The organism is Acinetobacter sp. GWC1_38_13 (assembly GCF_001767535.1).
In the GTDB taxonomy this organism is placed as follows: domain Bacteria; phylum Pseudomonadota; class Gammaproteobacteria; order Pseudomonadales; family Moraxellaceae; genus Acinetobacter; species Acinetobacter junii.
In genome coordinates, this window is the sequence record NZ_MELG01000032.1 from 1 (window position 1) to 19108 (window position 19108).

Annotated in this window: 21 protein-coding genes; 13 read left to right on the forward strand and 8 right to left on the reverse strand. The window is 40.2% G+C overall.

What is annotated here, in order from left to right; genetic code table 11:
• Nucleotides 1-85: 85 nt before the first annotated feature.
• The gene (locus tag A2003_RS02970; protein ID WP_112987353.1) at nucleotides 86-1006 is read right to left on the reverse strand and encodes a Dyp-type peroxidase; all 921 of its coding nucleotides are present in this window, start codon (nucleotides 1004-1006) and stop codon (nucleotides 86-88) included.
• Between the two features lie 158 nt (nucleotides 1007-1164).
• Between A2003_RS02970 and A2003_RS02975 the strand changes: the two genes are divergently transcribed.
• Entirely contained in the window at nucleotides 1165-1791 is a 627-nt protein-coding gene (locus A2003_RS02975; protein ID WP_004956574.1) for a LysE family transporter, read from the forward strand.
• Here A2003_RS02975 and znuB read toward each other — a convergent pair.
• From znuB to A2003_RS02990, 3 genes are read right to left on the reverse strand one after another with little or no spacing between them, the layout of a single operon-like run.
• A complete protein-coding gene (gene znuB / locus A2003_RS02980; protein WP_004905559.1) occupies nucleotides 1788-2606 on the reverse strand; it encodes a zinc ABC transporter permease subunit ZnuB in 819 nt (272 codons plus the stop codon). The genes A2003_RS02975 and znuB overlap by 4 nt on opposite strands.
• 3 nt (nucleotides 2607-2609) lie before the next feature.
• Nucleotides 2610-3398 carry a zinc ABC transporter ATP-binding protein ZnuC gene (znuC, locus tag A2003_RS02985; protein WP_004956570.1) on the reverse strand — a complete coding sequence of 263 codons (789 nt, stop codon included), beginning with the start codon at nucleotides 3396-3398 and terminating at the stop codon, nucleotides 2610-2612.
• A complete protein-coding gene (locus A2003_RS02990) occupies nucleotides 3371-3868 on the reverse strand; it encodes a transcriptional repressor (protein WP_004905556.1) in 498 nt (165 codons plus the stop codon). The genes znuC and A2003_RS02990 overlap by 28 nt, the downstream gene beginning before the upstream one ends.
• A 165-nt stretch (nucleotides 3869-4033) precedes the next feature.
• On the opposite strand from A2003_RS02990, the gene A2003_RS02995 reads away from it, so the two are divergent.
• The 11 genes from A2003_RS02995 (at nucleotide 4034) to A2003_RS03045 (ending at nucleotide 14702) form a co-directional block, all read left to right on the forward strand.
• Nucleotides 4034-4873, forward strand: coding sequence for a metal ABC transporter substrate-binding protein (locus tag A2003_RS02995; RefSeq protein WP_112987354.1), 840 nt, complete (start codon nucleotides 4034-4036; stop codon nucleotides 4871-4873).
• A gap of 170 nt (nucleotides 4874-5043) precedes the next feature.
• Complete coding sequence (locus A2003_RS03000) at nucleotides 5044-5442, forward strand: ATP synthase subunit I (RefSeq protein WP_112987355.1); 399 nt, start codon at nucleotides 5044-5046, stop codon at nucleotides 5440-5442.
• 99 nt (nucleotides 5443-5541) lie between these two features.
• Nucleotides 5542-6417, forward strand: coding sequence for a F0F1 ATP synthase subunit A (gene atpB, locus A2003_RS03005; protein WP_004905552.1), 876 nt, complete (start codon nucleotides 5542-5544; stop codon nucleotides 6415-6417).
• A gap of 82 nt (nucleotides 6418-6499) precedes the next feature.
• On the forward strand, nucleotides 6500-6745 hold the full coding sequence (gene atpE / locus A2003_RS03010) for a F0F1 ATP synthase subunit C (RefSeq protein ID WP_000424060.1): 246 nt from the start codon (nucleotides 6500-6502) through the stop codon (nucleotides 6743-6745).
• A gap of 39 nt (nucleotides 6746-6784) precedes the next feature.
• On the forward strand, nucleotides 6785-7255 hold the full coding sequence (locus tag A2003_RS03015) for a F0F1 ATP synthase subunit B (RefSeq protein WP_004905548.1): 471 nt from the start codon (nucleotides 6785-6787) through the stop codon (nucleotides 7253-7255).
• A 12-nt stretch (nucleotides 7256-7267) separates the two neighbouring features.
• A complete protein-coding gene (locus tag A2003_RS03020; RefSeq protein ID WP_004905545.1) occupies nucleotides 7268-7804 on the forward strand; it encodes a F0F1 ATP synthase subunit delta in 537 nt (178 codons plus the stop codon).
• A 42-nt stretch (nucleotides 7805-7846) separates the two neighbouring features.
• On the forward strand, nucleotides 7847-9391 hold the full coding sequence (gene atpA / locus A2003_RS03025) for a F0F1 ATP synthase subunit alpha (protein WP_004777723.1): 1545 nt from the start codon (nucleotides 7847-7849) through the stop codon (nucleotides 9389-9391).
• Nucleotides 9392-9468: 77 nt separating this feature from the next.
• Complete coding sequence (gene atpG, locus A2003_RS03030; protein ID WP_004905540.1) at nucleotides 9469-10338, forward strand: F0F1 ATP synthase subunit gamma; 870 nt, start codon at nucleotides 9469-9471, stop codon at nucleotides 10336-10338.
• A gap of 30 nt (nucleotides 10339-10368) precedes the next feature.
• A complete protein-coding gene (atpD, locus tag A2003_RS03035; RefSeq protein ID WP_004798063.1) occupies nucleotides 10369-11763 on the forward strand; it encodes a F0F1 ATP synthase subunit beta in 1395 nt (464 codons plus the stop codon).
• 17 nt (nucleotides 11764-11780) lie between these two features.
• Nucleotides 11781-12200 (forward strand): F0F1 ATP synthase subunit epsilon, encoded by a 420-nt coding sequence (locus A2003_RS03040; protein ID WP_004905537.1) that lies wholly within the window; start codon nucleotides 11781-11783, stop codon nucleotides 12198-12200.
• 324 nt (nucleotides 12201-12524) lie between these two features.
• Nucleotides 12525-14702 carry a hypothetical protein gene (locus A2003_RS03045; RefSeq protein ID WP_112987356.1) on the forward strand — a complete coding sequence of 726 codons (2178 nt, stop codon included), beginning with the start codon at nucleotides 12525-12527 and terminating at the stop codon, nucleotides 14700-14702.
• A gap of 137 nt (nucleotides 14703-14839) precedes the next feature.
• Here A2003_RS03045 and A2003_RS03050 read toward each other — a convergent pair whose 3' ends face one another.
• The 4 genes from A2003_RS03050 to A2003_RS03065 all read right to left on the reverse strand — a co-directional run bounded on the left by A2003_RS03050 (nucleotide 14840) and on the right by A2003_RS03065 (nucleotide 18256).
• The gene (locus tag A2003_RS03050; protein ID WP_286686781.1) at nucleotides 14840-15478 is read right to left on the reverse strand and encodes a phospholipase D family protein; all 639 of its coding nucleotides are present in this window, start codon (nucleotides 15476-15478) and stop codon (nucleotides 14840-14842) included.
• Between the two features lie 104 nt (nucleotides 15479-15582).
• On the reverse strand, nucleotides 15583-16128 hold the full coding sequence (locus tag A2003_RS03055) for a glutathione peroxidase (RefSeq protein WP_004956561.1): 546 nt from the start codon (nucleotides 16126-16128) through the stop codon (nucleotides 15583-15585).
• Nucleotides 16129-16246: 118 nt separating this feature from the next.
• Complete coding sequence (locus A2003_RS03060) at nucleotides 16247-17020, reverse strand: AraC family transcriptional regulator (RefSeq protein ID WP_004967045.1); 774 nt, start codon at nucleotides 17018-17020, stop codon at nucleotides 16247-16249.
• A 15-nt stretch (nucleotides 17021-17035) separates the two neighbouring features.
• Complete coding sequence (locus A2003_RS03065; protein WP_112986696.1) at nucleotides 17036-18256, reverse strand: MFS transporter; 1221 nt, start codon at nucleotides 18254-18256, stop codon at nucleotides 17036-17038.
• Between the two features lie 116 nt (nucleotides 18257-18372).
• Between A2003_RS03065 and A2003_RS03070 the strand changes: the two genes are divergently transcribed.
• Nucleotides 18373-19038 carry a TetR/AcrR family transcriptional regulator gene (locus A2003_RS03070; RefSeq protein ID WP_004967048.1) on the forward strand — a complete coding sequence of 222 codons (666 nt, stop codon included), beginning with the start codon at nucleotides 18373-18375 and terminating at the stop codon, nucleotides 19036-19038.
• Nucleotides 19039-19108 lie beyond the last annotated feature (70 nt).

Genomic DNA, 19108 nt, shown 5'->3' on the forward strand with positions numbered 1-19108 from the left:
TAAAAAATGGCGAAAACAAGAAGAACCTCAATTGAGGTTCTTCTTGTGATATTTGTGGGACAGCAGTGGCGTAACGCTCCTTTTTTTATGCTGCCAATATTTCCTCTAGAAGTTCATCACTAGGCGCAAAGTAATAGGCACCATCAACTGCTGTAGTGAAATGTAATAGGCGATCATGAATGCCATCACCAGCAGTTCCGAACATACGCTGTAACATTGCATCAATAATATTTAGATCATTGGTATAGGCGACGAAAAATAAACCTTGTTCACCTTTGCCATCACCATATGGCAAGCTGTGACGGAGGATTTCCATTTCTTCACCCTCATCGTCCTCCACGACTGTGCGTGCAACATGAGAGTTTTCAGGTTTGATATCATCATCAAGTTCAATTGACTCTAATTTGGTACGACCAAATACTTGCTCTTGCGTATCGACTTTGAGTTGTTGCCATTTCGCTAAGTCGTGGACATAACGTTGAGCAAAAATAAAACTTCCATCCGCAAATTTGCCTGCTTGCTCAGGTAGCAGCGCGGCTTCAGCACGATCGTCAGGAAATTGAGGGTTTTCAGTGCCGTCAATAAACCCTGTCATATCACGTCCATCAAAAAATCTAAAGCAATGGCGTTCATCCAAGACTTCTACTTTGTCTTGAATACCTGCAAAGAAAGCTTGACTGATTGAGAAGCAAATATCAGCACGTGCACTTGCAATATGAATAAATACATCTGCTGGTACAACAGGCATATTAAATGCGCCACTTTGAGGGTCGAGTTGTTTAAAACCTTCTGGTGTTTCAGTGCTGAGTTGTGCCCACAACTCAGGACCAAACGCCACAGCAGTTTTAATTTGATCATTTGGATGTTGGGTGATGAGGCGGTCGCGAGTTGACAGGAGAGCTTCAATCTGTTGTTTTAATTCAGAAATTGTAAGATCTTTTAAGCGAAGCACGATAAAGCGTGCATGATCTGAAGGTAGTGGAAGAATTACAGATTGAGCAGTCATTAAAATCTCCTTAATTATTTTTTAATACAGCAAAAAACAATATTGTGCCTGATGATATAACTGTTTAATAGTTTATTTATTCTTTTTTACCTCATGAATTAGCAGAAAATTTCAGCAATAAAACAGTATAATTCCACTTTTATTTATCTCTTTTATATATGAGTTTCCATGTTTGGTTCGCCTTTATGTTGGCATGCTGGGTGATTAGTCTTTCTCCAGGGGCGGGGGCGATCGCTTCAATGTCGAGTGGTTTAAACTATGGCTTTAAGCATGGCTATTGGAATGCGATTGGCTTGCAGCTGGCTTTGATTATTCAAATTATGATTGTAGCCGCAGGGGTGGGAGTTCTTTTTGCGACGACACCGTGGGCGTTTCAGGTGGTGAAATGGTTTGGGGTCATTTATTTATTATACTTAGCTTATGTTCAGTGGACTGCCCCAGCTCAAAATATTGATATTCAAACCGAGCAGAAAAACACACCTGCTTTAGTACTAGTGTTTAAAGGATTTATCGTCAACATGAGTAATCCTAAAGCTATCGTTTTTTTGTTGGCTGTACTCCCGCAATTTTTAGATTTAAACCAACCGCAGTGGATACAATATGTGATCATGGCGATTACAATGGTCGTGATTGATTTGATGGTGATGGCGGCATATACAGGACTTGCATCAAAAATCTTGAGATTACTGCGTTCACCTCGACAGCAAAAATATTTAAATCGAAGTTTTGCGGTGATGTTTGGTTGTGCAGCTGCATTGTTGAGTGCAATTCAGCAAACGAGTTAATCTTTTGCTGAAGACACGCTAAGAGATTTAAATTTTTGTGTTGCAAAAATAGCTGCGAATGTCAGTGCCATACACAAAACGATGCTTAATCCTGTAGCAATATTCAATGCTGCACTTGACCATAATCCAACGGTCACTCCAAATTGAGCAAGCATAAATGCCCAAATCACCATTTGTTTAGGGGAGTGAGCCAGTAAGCGAGCACTCAATGCGGGAATGACCAGCAAAGCACCCATCAGTAGAGAGCCTACTGCGCGAAGTGCCAACACGGTAAATAAAGCGAGAAGCAACATAAAAACTAGACGTTGCCATTTAGCATTCACGCCTTCACTGATCGCAATGTCAGGATCAATAGAAATCTGAATTTGTGCGGACCATGAGCGATAAAGAACAACCAATGCTGCAGCGATAACAATCGCAAATAAAGGTAAATCAGCCCATTCGATACTCAACAGATCGCCAAATAAATAGCTTAATAGTTCAGGTCTTAAACTTGGTAAATGCTGTATTAGAAGTAGGCCTGAGCACAGTAATGTCGCTGAACACAATGCCAATAAGGCATCATTTGGCAATCTTGAATCATGTAGAACCCATAAAATAGCGACTAAGAGTCCTGCTAAACAACCAACACCTAACCAAAAAGGCAGTTGAAGCATTCCTGCTATAGCAACACCGAGTAATGTGCCATGCGCCATAGTGTCTGCAAAAAATGACATCCTGCGCCAAAGCATCAGACAGCCTAAAGGTGCTGTGAGAAATACTAGTAATGTCCCCATGATCCAAGCAGGTAACAGTAACTCTAACCATTCCATCATCGCTTAGACCTTTGGTTCTGGGTGGATATGTGGACGAGGGTCATGCGTACAGGGTTCAACATGATCGCTATGCCCACAATGATTGTGGTGATGCTGATAAAACATGCGTTGAGTTCCAAAAATTGCTTGATACTCAGGATGCTGTTGAATGCTTTCAGGTAGTCCGCTACAACAAATGTGCTTATTGAGACAAACTACACGATGCGTACCTTGCATAACCCACTGTAAATCGTGAGAAACCATTAAAACAGCACAACCATAACGCTCTGGCAAACTACGTACGTATTCATACAGTTCGGCTTCTGATTGGATGTCTAAACCCTGCATGGGTTCGTCAAGAACTAAAATATCAGGTTGACGTAATAAGGCGCGAGCAAGGAGAACACGCTGACGTTCTCCTCCAGATAACTGCTGAACTTTAGATAATTGTAGTTTTGAAATCCCAGTGTCCTGAATAATTTCTTTGCGAAGATCACTTGCACATGCTTCTAGATCAAGTAAGTCTTGGACACGTAAGGGTAGGCTGCTAGACGGATTAAATTTTTGTGGGACATATGCCATTTTTAGCTTTTTAGCAAAAGTGACTTTGCCCGCGTTGGGTTGCATGATGCCAAGCAATACTTTGATCAACGTAGACTTACCAGCGCCATTCGGACCTATTAATGTGACGATTTCTTTTGCTTGTAAAGCAAAATTAACATTTCTAAGGATGTCTCGTTCATCTCGTCGAACCGAAATATTTTCAAGTTCAATCAATGAAGGGCTTATTGACGAGTGCTGCACTGATGACATTTTCCAGAGATTTCAATAATGCTGTGTTGCGCGATAAATTGATCAGATGCCGCCAATTGATCTAACTGTTGAATTAAGCCTTGAGCAGATGCTTCTTTTACAGAGTGGCATTCTGTACAAATCAAAAAAGCAGCTTGATGTCCTTCACGTGGATGGCAGCAAGGGATGTAAGCATTGATTGAGGTTAAACGATGGATTAAACCTTTCTCTAGCAGGAAATCTAATGTTCGATACACCGTCGGTGGTGCAGCAGGGCGATCAGCTTGACCTTTTATTTTTGCCAGCAGATCATAGGCGCCCATAGGGGCTGAGGCATTTAGAATGAGTTCAAGAACTTCTTTGCGTAAAGGTGTTAGTCGTGCGCCAACCGCAGTACATAAAAGCTCTGCTTCCGCAATTCTTGCTTTAATATCGTGATGACCGTGGACACCGTGCAAAGCATTATCATGTTCATGTGAACAAGAACTCATAACTTGACCTCATTGTTTTGCACATATCATAACATGCAAATGATCTATAACTATCTATATCGTGATCTTGATGATTATGGTGACAAAGGGGGTAGAAAATAGACATATGCAATTTTTAACTTTTGTTATATTATAACATGCTTCGCTAAGTTGAGTACTACTGTAATGTCACGCCTTTTAATCTTTGTTTTCTTTTCAATGTTTAGTACATGGGGGTGGACTCAAAGTTTAGTGGTTTCGACACATCCAATTTATTTGATCGCTAAGGAAGTAACACAAGGAATTGAAGAACCTGTATTACTTTTAAATGATCAAACTGGACATGATGTTCAATTGACACCTGCTCACCGCAAAGCGATTCAGGATGCCTCTTTAGTGATATGGCTAGGCAAGGCACATGAAGCACCTTTAGAAAAGCTCTTAGGTCAAAATCGAAAAGCGATTGCTTTATTGGACTCAGGAATTTTAACGATACTTCCTCAGCGTAGTTTACGTGGAGCAGCTTTAGCGAATACGATGGATAGTCATGTTTGGTTGGAACCAAATAATGCAGTTCGTATTGCTTTCTTTATTGCGACTTTGCGATCACAGCAAAATCCAGAAAATAAAAATAAATATATGTCAAATGCAAAAAACTTTGCACAACAAGTGCTACAGGCTTCGCAAATATACGAGAGTACTAATAAGGCAAAACCATATTGGTCTTATCATGATGCCTATCAATATTTAGAGCGGGCGCTGAATTTGAAGTTTGCTGGAGCATTAACTGATGATCCGCATATTGCGCCTACAGCTGCACAAATAAAGTACTTAAAAGATAGTCGACCAAAGTCAAAAATGTGCCTATTGGCTGAAACTTCAGCAAGTTCAAGCCAATATCAGAAGCTGAATCCCATCATCTTTGAATCGGTAGATGAAAGCATGAGAGGGGAGGATGATTTTGTGGTTGCTTGGAAAAAATTGGCTTCAAAAACCGATAAGTGCGTATTAAGTGCGCAAAAATGATGAAAAAAAATTAATTGAGTTGACTCTATCGTCAGAAAATATGGTAACGAAAAAAACAGACTTAAGTCGAGAAAAGATTGCATGTTCAGGGGTGTAACTCTATAATGCCTGCGATTCGAAACGATCATCAATAAAACTTGTCAAGCAGTTACGCTGTAAGTGGGTAAAAAATGAGCCGAACTAGTCGCATGATTGACCGACGATTAGCAAAAGCTTTGGTCTTCTTACAAGCGTGTATGATTCCAGTGGCAGCTTTATTGGCTTGGCTGATTAAAGATACAACTGCTGCTTTAAGTGCTGCGCTTGGAGCTTTGGTCTGTTGGTTAGCACACTGTTATTTTGCTTGGCAGTCGTTCAGAACGACAGGTGCCAGAGCATCAAAACAAGTCATGCTAAACATGTATCGAGGCATGCTTGGGAAGTTTGCGATTGTGATCGTTGGTTTTATATTAATTTTAAGCAATGTTAAACCGCTGTCACCGGTTGCATTGTTTAGTGGATTTATCCTCGTACAAGCGATGTCGTGGGTCGCGCCGTTTTGGGCGTCGCGTCTACAAAAACGTGGATAAAGCACATTTTGAGATTTTTGGAAGTAAAAACGAGATTATTGCAGTACGCATGGTTCGTTTAACTTCTTTTTAATGATTGACATTGACCAGGTGTGATTTATGGCTGCTGAAGAACATGCCCTGACTTCGACCGAGTATATCAAGCATCACTTGACCAATATGACCTATGGCAAAATGCCTGATGGTACATGGAAATTGGCTGAGACTGCTGAAGAAGCTCAATCGATGGGGTTCACTGCAATTCACTTGGATTCAATGGGTTGGTCTATCGGACTTGGTGTTATTTTCTGTTTGTTGTTCTGGACAGTTGCGAAAGCTGCGAATGCAGGTGTACCAACTAAATTCCAATCAGCGATCGAGATGATCATTGAGTTTGTTGACTCAAGTGTTCGTGATACTTTCCACGGCAAATCACGTTTAATTGCTCCACTTTCATTGACCATTTTCGTGTGGATTTTCCTCATGAACGCAATGGACTTGATTCCTGTAGACTGGATTCCTTATCTAGCTCAACAGATTGGTGCAAGTGTATTTGGTATGGACCCTCACCACGTTTATTTCAAGGTTGTTCCATCTACTGACCCGAACATTACTTTAGGTATGTCATTGTCGGTATTTGTGTTGATCTTGTTCTACAGCATCCGTGAAAAAGGTGTTGGAGGATTCGTTGGCGAGTTGGCACTTAACCCGTTTAATCCAAGTAACCCAGTTGCAAAAGCGTTATTGATTCCAGTGAACTTGATTTTGGAATTAGTAACTTTCCTTGCTCGTCCAGTTTCGTTGGCTCTACGACTGTTCGGTAACATGTATGCAGGTGAGTTAATCTTCATCTTAATCGCGTTATTACCGTTCTGGATCCAGTGGGCGTTATCTGTGCCTTGGGCTATCTTCCACATTCTTGTAATCACGCTGCAAGCATTTATCTTTATGATGCTGACCATCGTTTACTTGAGCATGGCAAGCGAAAAGCATTAATGGTATTGCCTAACTATCACCTGATGGTTGGGCTTAAATTTTAGTTTAATTTGGTAATAACCTAACCTCTGAGGAATTTTTCATGGAACTCACTTTAGGTCTAGTTGCAATTGCATCTGCTATCTTGATCGCTTTCGGTGCTTTAGGTACTGCGATTGGTTTTGGTCTTTTAGGTGGTCGCTTCTTAGAAGCTGTTGCTCGTCAACCAGAATTGGCTCCACAACTTCAAACTCGTATGTTCTTAATCGCGGGTCTTCTTGATGCTGTGCCTATGATCGGTGTTGGTATTGGCTTGTTCTTCATCTTCGCTAATCCATTTGTAGGTTAATAGCTTAATTCCTAAATCCACATATTGAGGAATAGCGAAATGAATATCAACCTCACATTGATTGGTCAAGCAATTGCATTTGCGATGTTCGTCGCATTCTGCATGAAGTTTGTTTGGCCACCACTAATCAATGCGATTAGTGAGCGTCAGCGTAAAATCGCTGATGGCTTAAACGCTGCTGAAAAAGCTAAAGCTGACCTTGCTGATGCGCAAGCACAAGTTAAGGCAGAGTTAGATGCAGCGAAAGCACAAGCGGCTCAATTGATCGAACAAGCGAACCGTCGTGCAGCACAATTGGTAGAAGAAGCGCGTACCCAGGCTGCGGCTGAAGGTGAGCGTATTCGTCAACAGGCGAAAGAAACTGTTGATCAAGACATCAATGCTGCTCGCGAAGAATTACGTCAACAAGTTGCTGCTTTGGCAGTTGCTGGCGCAGAAAAAATTCTGAACCAACAAGTTGACGCAGAAGCTCATAATGCCATGCTGACTCAGCTGGCTGCTAAACTATAAGCGAGGCGAAATATGGCTGAACTCTTGACGTTAGCACGCCCGTACGCCAAAGCAGCATTTGCTTATGCATCTGAGCAGAATGCAACTGACGCTTGGTCAAATGCGTTACAACTGCTCAGTGCTGCGGTGCAAGACGAAGCATTTTCCGCTTATTTAAATCGCCCTGAGCTGACTCCTGCGGAACAAGTAGGTCTTTTTGCGAAAGTTTTAGGTGAAGATCAATCTCAATCAGTGTCTAACTTTTTGACACTTCTTGCAGATAACGATCGTTTAGTTTTATTGCCTGAAATTGCTGCAGAATACGAATTACTTAAATCGCAGAACAACAACACGTTGGAGGTGGAGATTGAATCTGCTTTTCCAATGGATGCGACACAAGAGCATATTTTAGCTCATGCGCTTGAAAAACGTTTTAACAGAACTGTACATGTGACTGTTAGCGTTAATCCAGCGTTAATCGCAGGTGTTGTGATTCGTGCAGGCGACCAAGTGATAGATGACTCTGCGCTTAACAAGCTTGAAAAAATGCGGACTCGTCTTCTTGCGTAACAGCAAAAAGACTGAACTTAAAAAAGATTGAGGAATAGCGCAATGCAACAACTGAATCCATCCGAGATCAGTGCGCTCATTAAACAGCGTATCGGCGATCTGGACACCAGCGCGACCGCTAAGAATGAAGGTACCATCGTCATGGTATCTGACGGTATCGTGCGTATTCACGGTCTTGCGGATGCAATGTACGGTGAAATGATCGAATTCGACGGCGGCTTATTTGGTATGGCACTGAACCTAGAACAGGATTCAGTGGGTGCCGTTGTTTTAGGTAACTACCTAAGCCTTCAAGAAGGTCAAAAAGCTCGTTGTACAGGTCGTGTATTAGAAGTTCCGGTAGGTCCTGAACTTCTTGGCCGTGTCGTAGACGCTTTGGGTAACCCAATTGATGGTAAAGGCCCTATTGATGCAAAACTAACTGATGCTGTTGAAAAAGTAGCACCAGGTGTAATTTGGCGTCAATCTGTCGACGAACCTGTTCAAACTGGTTATAAATCAGTTGATACCATGATCCCTGTAGGTCGTGGTCAGCGTGAGTTGATCATTGGTGACCGTCAAACTGGTAAAACAGCAATGGCGATCGATGCGATCATCGCTCAGAAAAACTCTGGCATTAAATGTGTATACGTTGCGATTGGTCAAAAACAATCAACAATTGCAAACGTTGTACGTAAGCTAGAAGAAACTGGCGCTATGGCGTATACAACTGTTGTCGCAGCTGCGGCAGCTGATCCTGCAGCTATGCAGTATTTAGCTCCGTACTCAGGCTGTACAATGGGTGAATACTTCCGTGACCGCGGTGAAGATGCGTTAATTATTTATGATGATTTGTCTAAGCAAGCTGTTGCTTACCGTCAAATTTCATTGTTATTACGTCGTCCACCAGGTCGTGAAGCGTATCCAGGTGACGTATTCTATCTTCACTCACGTCTTCTTGAGCGTGCTTCGCGCGTTTCAGCTGACTATGTTGAGAAGTTCACGAACGGTGCAGTAACTGGTCAAACTGGTTCTTTAACTGCGTTACCGATCATTGAAACTCAAGCGGGTGACGTATCTGCATTCGTACCAACGAACGTAATTTCGATTACTGACGGTCAGATCTTCTTAGAAACATCATTATTCAACGCAGGTATTCGTCCTGCAGTGAACGCGGGTATCTCTGTATCGCGTGTTGGTGGTTCTGCTCAAACTAAGATCATCAAAAAATTGTCTGGTGGTATCCGTACTGCTTTAGCACAATACCGTGAATTGGCTGCGTTTGCTCAGTTCGCTTCAGATCTTGATGAAGCAACTCGTAAGCAACTTGAGCATGGTCAACGTGTAACTGAGTTAATGAAGCAGAAACAATATGCTCCTTACTCAATTGCTGATCAAGCTGTATCTGTTTATGCATCTAACGAAGGCTACATGGCTGACGTTGAAGTGAAGAAAATCGTAGACTTTGATGCTGCGTTAATTGCTTACTTCCGTTCAGAACATGCTGCGTTAATGCAACAGATCGATGAAACTGGTGATTATAACAAAGACATCGAAGCAGCATTCAAAGCAGGTATTGAGAGCTTCAAAGCGACTCAAACTTACTAAGTTTATCTTTAGTTAAGTTTGGTTCACGGATCAACCTTCGGAAGCTCGAAAGAGCTTTCGAATACTAGGTTAAGCGTATGGCAAATTTAAAAGAAATTCGCGCCAAAGTAGCTAGTATCAAAAGCACGCAGAAAATTACTCGCGCGATGCAAATGGTAGCTGCTTCTAAAATGCGTCGTGCGCAAGAGCGCATGGCTCAAGGCCGTCCGTATGCCGATAATATGCGCCGTGTAATTGCTCACTTAGTTCAAGCAAATCCTGAATATAAACACCGTTATATGGTTGATCGCCCTGTTAAGCGCGTTGGCTATATCGTGGTGTCTTCAGATCGTGGCTTGGCAGGTGGCTTGAACATTAACTTGTTCAAGAAAGTTGTGCAGCATGTAAAAGCACAACAAGAGCAGTCAATTGAAGTTGAATTTGCTTTGATTGGTCAAAAAGCGGTTTCGTTTTTTAAGAATTACGGCGGTAAAGTGCTTGGTGCAACGACCCAACTTGGCGACGCGCCGAGTTTGGAACAGTTAACTGGCTCTGTACAAGTTATGCTTGATGCATTTGATAAAGGCGAATTAGATCGTATCTATCTCGTTTCAAATGGTTTCGTCAATGCGATGACTCAACAGCCTAAAGTAGAACAACTTGTTCCTTTAGCACCAGCGCAAGCAGGCGATGATCTCAACCGTACTTATGGTTGGGACTATATCTACGAACCAGAAGCAGAAGAATTGTTAAATGGTTTGTTGGTTCGCTACATCGAGTCTATGGTTTATCAAGGTGTGATTGAAAACGTTGCATGTGAGCAGTCTGCTCGTATGGTCGCAATGAAAGCAGCGACAGACAACGCAGGCCAATTGATTAAAGACCTACAACTCATTTACAACAAGCTGCGTCAAGCCGCGATTACTCAGGAAATTTCCGAGATCGTTGGCGGTGCCGCTGCCGTTTAACATTATTAAGTTTGAATTGAGGAGACAGCAATGAGTAGCGGTCGTATCATTCAGATCATCGGCGCGGTTATCGACGTCGAGTTTGAGCGCAATAGCGTTCCTAAGATCTATGACGCTCTCCAAGTTGACGGTACTGAAACTACTTTAGAAGTTCAGCAACAGCTTGGCGATGGTGTTGTTCGTACCATCGCAATGGGTTCTACAGAAGGTCTTAAACGTGGCCTTAATGTAACTAGCACAAATGCACCGATTTCTGTTCCAGTGGGTCCTGCTACGCTTGGTCGTATCATGGACGTATTGGGTCGCCCTATCGATGAAGCAGGTCCTGTAGCGACTGAAGAACGTTTGCCGATTCACCGTCAAGCACCTTCTTATGCTGAACAAGCAGCTTCTACTGATCTTTTAGAAACTGGTATTAAAGTAATTGACTTACTTTGCCCGTTCGCGAAAGGTGGTAAAGTTGGTTTATTCGGTGGTGCGGGTGTTGGTAAAACCGTTAACATGATGGAGTTGATCAACAACATCGCGAAAGCACACTCAGGTTTATCTGTGTTTGCTGGTGTTGGTGAGCGTACTCGTGAAGGTAACGACTTCTATCACGAAATGAAAGATTCTAACGTTCTTGACAAAGTAGCAATGGTCTACGGTCAGATGAACGAGCCACCAGGTAACCGTTTACGCGTAGCGTTAACTGGTTTGACTATGGCTGAATACTTCCGTGATGAAAAAGACGAAAATGGTAAAGGTCGTGACGTATTATTATTCGTCGACAACATCTACCGTTATACACTTGCGGGTACTGAAGTATCAGCATTGTTAGGTCGTATGCCATCTGCAGTAGGTTACCAACCGACACTTGCAGAAGAAATGGGTGTTCTTCAAGAGCGTATTACGTCTACTAAGTCTGGTTCGATCACATCGATCCAAGCTGTATACGTACCTGCGGATGACTTGACTGACCCATCACCTGCAACAACGTTTGCTCACTTAGATGCAACAGTAGTATTGAGCCGTGACATCGCATCTTCTGGTATTTATCCAGCGATCGATCCACTTGACTCAACTTCACGTCAGTTAGATCCATTGGTTGTTGGTCAAGAGCATTATGAAATTGCACGTTCTGTACAGAACGTATTGCAACGTTATAAAGAGCTTAAAGACATTATCGCAATCTTGGGTATGGATGAATTAGCTGAAGAAGATAAATTGGTTGTTTACCGTGCGCGTAAAATCCAACGTTTCTTCTCTCAACCATTCCACGTAGCTGAAGTATTTACTGGTGCTCCTGGTAAATTAGTACCGCTTAAAGAAACTATTCGTGGCTTTAAAGGTCTATTAGCTGGTGAATACGATCACATCCCAGAACAAGCGTTCTATATGGTTGGTGGTATTGACGAAGTGATTGCTAAAGCTGAGAAACTCTAATTTAAGGAGATCATCTCATGGCGACTATGCAATGTGATGTCGTAAGTGTTAAAGAGTCTATTTACTCTGGACAAGTTACGATGTTAATCGCAAAAGGTGCGGGTGGTGAGTTAGGTATTTTACCTGGACATGCACCACTTGTAACTTTACTCCAACCTGGACCGATTCGTGTTCAGTTGGAAAATGGTACGGAAGAAATTGTTTACGTATCTGGCGGTGTGTTAGAAGTTCAACCTCATGTTGTTACGGTACTTGCAGATAGTGCAATCCGTGCAGACAACTTGGATGAAGCTGCAATTATGGAAGCTCGTAAACAAGCTGAACAATTGCTAGCAAATCAAAAGAGTGATTTGGATTCTGCTGCTGCACTTGCTGCGTTGGCTGAAACAGCTGCTCAGCTTGAAACGATCCGTAAAATCAAGAATCGTGCAATGTAATTGCAGATTTAAGATTGAAAAAGCCACCGTCAGGTGGCTTTTTTATTTGGATTGGCTTTATGAATCTGACAATTATCACAATTGCCTTTATAAAAAGGTTCAGTAGCAATACGATCAAGAATAGATATTCTTAAAGATATAAGAAAATAATGCTTAGTTTATTTAAACTTTTTTTATTTGGTAATCTGTGCGTGAAGCATAAATTAAGGATATATTTAACAATCTAGCAACTCGCTTAACAATAGTGATCGGAAGTAAGAGCTTGCTGATTTTTCTATATTTGCAATAACGAATAGATCTTATAAAAATTCAATTAGGAAGTATATGTTACCGAGTAATGTCTTAAAGTTGCGTTTAGATCGCATCGAACAACAAGGGCATCATTTATCTGTCAAAGACCAATTGAAGCTGGTAACGCTCACCCAACCTGATTTAACTGCAAATATTTACACACAAATATTTAATCTTACTTTACCCAAGATTTGGAATTTTCGTCATTCCACCAAAGAAGATATTCATTGTGCTTTACGTTTAATTCAATTAATTACAGAGACCTTTATTCCTGTTTATAAGTTCCATGCACAAAAAAATGCATGGCTAGAGCAGTGTTTAGCATTTCGTTTGCAATATTCAGAAGAAAAATTTAGCTCAAATGAAATTCAAACGATTTTGTTGCAGTTATCAGAGTGCAAAGACGGTGAATTAAAACTGAGTGTTTTGAAACAATTGTGTGATGAATACGATATTGTTGAAATCAAATTGAATCTTGCGAAGTTGTATGTGCGTTTGGAAAATTGGCATGCAGCTATAGAAATCTATGATCGTGTCTTCCAGCAACAACCTACACAGCATGAAGATATTCACTACGATTACATTCAAAGTCTGTTAAATCGTAATCATTATTCGAATGAACATGGTCATGGTGATATCGTTGAGGCTTTGGATCGACTAGGAAATCTTGATCAGATTCAACAGCAAAAACTACACGATGAACTGACACGACGAGCTGTAGGCTTATTATTGCCTGAGAATCTCAACTCGCATATTGTGCAATCTCCAAAACCATTTATACATCTTCAGCATAAGCTAAAGTTCGTTGGATACTCTTTAAATCATTGGCTATCGGCTGATGAGTTTGTTGTACCTTATTATAAAAATAGAATTGAACAAGCACCTAAATTGCTCAATAACCAAGAGGTTGTTATGCATTTAGATCGCCATAAAGCAGCAAATGCAGCACTACAGAAAATATTAACTGGGCGAGATTTAAAATTTGTTAGTGGGATTAACGCTGCAAATCATAGCTTAGGATTTATTTGGAATTATTTTCATATAAACCCTTTGGTTTTAGATGCGCTTGTCACTGCTTCAAAGGGTGATCCAGAAGCATTTTATAATTTAAAACAGATTCCAGCGCCTGATTATAATCATGATGCTGCTATGCAGCAGATTTCATCTTATTTGGCTAAACAACAAGTAGCATATAACTTGAGTCAGCAGGGACATAGCATTGAGTTTGTAGAGCATTCACATTTAGCTGGATTTGACCTTATTGTGGATGGTACACCGATGCAGGTTAAATGCACGCTTGATACTGAAAAAGTCGAAAAATTTGCGCAGAGCTATCCACATATTGCAATCATTGTGAATATTGAACTGGCTCATTTGCAAGAAAAATACCCATCGGTTTTTGCTGATTTAGCACTTAGTTATGAGTCGGTCCAACGCACTGCTCAGCAAAGCTTACAGCAAGTCGTTGGACGTGAGAATTTTTTACCAATCCCTTTAATGAATACTGGTTTTGCTGTCTATCGTAATTTTAATAAAGTACAAACTAGACAAACAGTACGCCCTTTTCTGCAATACAAATCGTCTAACTCTACTATGAAAAATGGTTTGGCTTTAGGAGCAGCAATCGGTGGGATTGTCTCAGGTTCGATCGGTGCTTTTTTTGTTGGGGGACTAGCGATTTATCGAACTTGGCGTGTTCAGAATAAAGAACAAACCAAATCGGCTCATGAGAAACAACAAATCATTGCGCAAAGAAACCAAGTCATGGATTTGTTGATTGATTTTGCGGAATGGTTTACTCACGACCTACTCAAGTATCGGATTGATTTATATGCTTACCAACTCAGACAAATTGAAATGAAGCTGATGGGACAGATACCTGAGTTGTCTCTTTCTACTTTGTTGTTTGCCTATAAGTTTGAAGCGCATCATCGAGCGGTAAAGTTGTATGAATGGATGCAGCAACAATTGACACATGACAATCCCAAACGCAAAGTTCAAGCAGGTTGGGTGGCATTAGCACAATCAGATCAGTTTATGTCGATTGAGTTGAAGCAACGTCTTAATCAATTAAATACTGTATTAGATCAATATAAAAAGATGACTCAAATGGGGCATGATTTTCCAAATCTAAGCAAGCAGAAAGCTAATACTTCAGTTTCTATGCCATCGTATCAGATACAACCCATCAAAATGAGTTATGAGATTTGATATTACTAAGATCATGTAATTAGTATTCTCATTCTCTAAAAGCTCAAGTATTTCTAATAAAGATACTTGAGCTCAAGAATTTAAATACTCATATCAGCAAGCCAGAGGAAATAACCACCGTAGCTATTAAATTTAAATTAACCACCAATATTTTTCCCTTCATCTGTTAATTGGTGCCTACCTTTATCATTAATTATGAGAAAGCCTTTAGCTACAAATTTTTCTAAAAGCTCATTTGTTTTCAGTTTATGTTTGGCAGCAAGTTTCGAAGTTGTTAATTTGCTAAAATCATCTTGTTCACTATTTTCTTGGCTTATTTCTGTATCTCTCACCTCATCAAGAGAAATTCTAACTTCATCGCTGATTCGAATAATGCGTTGGGCTTCTTCATAAGCATCTTTAAACACCGATTCATCATGATCTTTTTCAATCAAAATCCCCATCTCATTATTATTCACTTGGCTAAACTCATATAAGTTTAGACTGGAAATTATACAAGTTGATTCATTGATGTAACATTTAGCATGAAGGTTCTTACAGAAACTCACCCTTACATAATCAAGTTTTTGCATCCATTTGATTTCATCAGGATGTAAATCACTTTTGCCATAAATTATACGAATATCAATTTTAAGACGATTTTTATCTTCAAGAAGTTCCTTTATACGATCATTTAGTTTTAAAAAAGGGCTAATTAGAATAAGGCGTTCTTTTGCATTTTTAATTAATTCTTCTAGATAAAAATTAGTTGCACTTGTATTAAGAAATTTAGACATGTCGTTCCAACATTTATGTAAATATTAAAATTAAAGTAAAAAAATTATAATATTTATTTTAATAAAGAGAATAGTTAAACTATTCTCTTTATTAATTTTTTATTTTATTTTGCTAATTCAGCTTCAATTGCATTTACGATGCGTTCATCATCCGCTGTAATATCTGGTGCAAAACGCGCCACAATTTCACCATTTTTATTTACCAAGAATTTTTCAAAATTCCATAAAACTTCAGGCGGATTGTTTGGCGTTAAACCATAATCAACTAAATCTTTCCACCAAGGACCTTCACCAATACGTTCAGGGATTGCTTGAGTTAGTGTTTGATAGAGTGGATGTTTGTCATCGCCAGCAACGGAGATTTTTGCAAATAAAGGGAAATGAACATCATAATTCAATGAACAAAATTGCTGAATTTCATCATTACTGCCAGGTTCTTGCTCTAAGAAGTTATTTGCTGGAAAACCTAAGATTTCTAAACCTTGATCTTTCTTCGCTTGGTACAGTTTTTCCAAACCTTCATATTGGGGAGTTAAGCCGCATTTAGATGCGACATTGACGATTAAAAGTACTTTACCTTGGTATTGTTCAAGGTCGACTTCCTGACCTTTGATATCCTTAACAGGAATGTGATAAACCGATTGGCTCATGGAATACGTCCTAGTTTGTTGTTGTGACAAGACTTGTTTGTTTTAACTGCTTATTTATCAGAGTGCAATCTTATTCATAGTAATCAATACAAATAATGAGCAAAAGAAGAAAGCTGAATTAGGTAGATGCATTTTTGAGTTGAATAGGTGTTTGTCCTGTATAGCGCTTAAAAAATTCGATAAAACTTGAGCTGTGTTGATAACCTAGAGAAAACGCAAGTTGTTTAATGGTCATCCCTTGGCGAATTTGATTGATCGCATAGATGATCTTAGCTCGATTGCGCCATTCTGCTAAAGATAGCTGTAACTCTTGTTGGCTGAGGCGAAACAGATGACGTTCACTGAATGTAAAGTGCTGTAAGATCTGTTGTAGGCTCATATGAAATAATTCAGGATTCGCAAGTTGATCGAGGATCGGAGCTAAGGTTGGATGCGTGCTTTGCGGCAAATAATGTGTATATGCTGGGGCTTGCTTTAGTTGATCGAATAACACTTGTAATAAATGTTCAAGATATTCAGGCGCAGGATTTTGCTTTTGTTGCTCTAGAATTTGAATGACCAAGGCGCGAAAAAAAGGTTGAATACTAAAACAGCGGCAGACATCGCCTAATGCATTTCCGAAACGAGGATGAAGTCGGATGCAAATATAATGAATTTCATGTTCAACAGGCAGTGATTGGTGTTCTGTGCGTGGTGGTAGCCATAGCCCATAGCTTGGCGGTGATAAGTAATATTTTCCTTCAATATCAAACTCTAGTGTTCCATTTAAACTAAAATTAAAGTCACCCCAAAGTGAAGAGTGAGGACTAACAACGTCATTCTTTTGATAGAGAAATTCATGCACCTCTATACCTGTTAATAATGGAAATTGTTGGGTACCGTCAAACTTCATTTGGATTCTCAACTTTTAATTTTCACAAGTGACTTTTGGATTATTTAAGCCTTTGGCTAAAGTAAAAATGCTAATCAAGGCTAAAGCCACAAAGCTAATTACACCATAAATTAAGATATTTTCATTAAAGTGATCAACGACATAACCGCCTAATAATGAGCCAACAGCAATCAAGACCTGGAACATGCCAACAAATAGAGGCATTCCTTTTTCAACAGCATTGGGTGCATGAACAAACATCCAAATATTCGCGGAAGTTGGAAAAGCTCCAAAGGCAAAACCCCAAAGTGCGGTGAGGATGACAGCACCCAGTTCATGCACTGCAAATATTGGGAAGCCAAAGAACACAACTGCAAAGCAGAAACCCACAAAAGCAAGTGTATAGCGAACATTTAAATTGCCACTATAACCTGCGAATGCATTCCCAAATACACCAGCAATTCCATAAAGTAACAATAGAGAACTGATGGTGTTGCCATCAAAACCTGCAATATTTTTAAAGAAAGGGGCTAAATAACTATAGGCACAGAAATGTGCTAAACCAATCAAGAGTACAATCAACATGCCACTACGTGCTTTGGGTATTCTTAACAGCGCAGGAAGATCACGCAGGTGAATAGCGGATTCAGGATTTAATTTGGGTAAGAAGATGATTTGTAATAAGAGGACTATTAAGCCAATTGCTGCCGTTATTCCAAATGCGCTACGCCATCCGTAGAACTCGCTGAGCCATGTGCCGATAGGAACGCCTAATACCGTTGCAAAGGTTACACCTGCCATGACGACTGCGGTTGCCTTAGCGATGGGCAAATGAGCAGGAGCAAGTTTGCCACTCAAAGCAATTGCTGTTGCCCAAAAGCCTCCAATTGCAATTCCTAATACTAACCGACTCAGTAAGAGGATATTAAAACTCTCAGCAAATGCAGTAATGGTATTTGCTATCACCATGATCGCAGTCAGTAGAATTAAGACATAACGACGATCTAGTTGTTTCACTGATATCGGGAGAAGGGGGGCTGCAAATGCTGCCATGACGCCTGGTAGAGTGATAATCAAACCCGCTGTGCCAATAGAAATATTCAAATCAGCTGCAACACTGTTGAGTACACCTACAGGGAGAAATTCACTGGTCACAAGTGCAAAAGCGCCGATCGCGACTGCGAGAATCGCATACCAACTCCCTTGATTTTTCGTTGATGATGCGCCACTAGATTCGGGAGAGTAAGAGTTTTCCATATAAAATTCTTTTATTGTTAGATGCATAACAATAAAATTTCGAATACTGGTTAAATTTTTATAACGATCGTTATAAAATAAAAATAGATGCGTCAATTAATTTAATAATGATCGTTATGAAAATATCTGTGGCTTTTATGAAAGATACGCATGAATCTCACCTAATGCCTTGTGATAATAGCTTTAAAAAGAAACGTGGTCGCCCAAAGTGTTTTGATGAACAACAAGCCTTACAAAAAGCCATGCTATTGTTTTGGGAACATGGCTTTGAAGCGACATCGATGAGTGATTTAACTCAAGCTTTAGGGTTAACTGCACCAAGTTTATACAGTAGCTTTGGTGATAAGGTGGGACTTTTTTATAAGTGTATCGACTACTATTTGGCTCATGAAGCATGTCCAATTGAAGCGATTTTCTTAGAGGCGAAAACTGCCAAAGTCGCATTTGAATTATTTCTTTATGACAATGTACAACGTTTGGTTCAACCCAATAAACCTACAGGTTGTATGCTTGTCGTTGCTACCATGAATTGTTCTGATCATGCGCAGACAGTGCAGCATACTATTCTTGAAAGGCGTCTGAAGACCAAACAGAAAATGCTTGAGCGTTTAAAACAGGGTGTAGAAAATGGTGACATTGCCCATTCTGCCTCTCTACAAGAGATAGCAGATTTCTATGCGACAGTCTTACAAGGATTGACTGTGCAAGCACGAGATGGTGCAACGGTTCAACAATTGCATAAGGTGGTTGAACACGCAATGCGTAGCTGGGACTTATTCTAAATTTGATGTCTAAACAGCGATATAAATGTCTGAAATACGATATTTAAATTGATTTAGACATCTTTCAGAA